Raw genomic sequence first — 529 nt, 5'->3', positions numbered from 1 at the left:
GAGATTTTCCCCTTGATGGTCTTAATTGCCTTGAGCTGATCCACGGTCTGAATGTGCATGGTCACGGTCATTTCCGCATCCAGCTCCAAGATTTCCGCCAACAACTTATCCGAAAGCTCCGATGCCATAATCTGTAAGTAGGACACCGCGCCCCAATACTGGCCGATGCGGAATGTGCGGGACTGGCGGAAGTCGAGACTGTCCGGGGCAATAAAGTCTTTTGTGCCGAGCCCGGTCTGCGGGATGTCTTTCCACGAAAAACGGAACGCCTCACGGCTCCCCGGGTGCATCTGGCTATGAAGCAGCGCAAGGCGGGCCCGTCCGTCCATCGGCTCCGAGGGAACGCCCAGTCGCTTAAAGTTTCCCATGACATCGGCCTCCACACGCTCCAGACGGGGCCGTGCCTCCGCAATCCCCTCGGCGGGTATGCCAAAGGTGATGTATTTTGAGCGTTCAATGCCGTTATTGCTTTTGGCAATCTGATTTTTCAGCATCCCGGTAAACTCATCCCGGACGCTGTTATAGTTGT

At 55.6% G+C, this 529-nt stretch carries 1 pseudogene; it reads right to left on the bottom strand.

Annotated features, from left to right (window positions below):
- Positions 1-529: pseudogene (locus H8Z83_RS19350) on the bottom strand (VirB4-like conjugal transfer ATPase, CD1110 family); the annotation flags it as partial.

Source organism: Dysosmobacter segnis (genome assembly GCF_014297285.1).
Lineage (GTDB): Bacteria > Bacillota > Clostridia > Oscillospirales > Oscillospiraceae > Oscillibacter > Oscillibacter segnis.
This window is presented reverse-complemented; position numbering and strand designations above follow the sequence as displayed.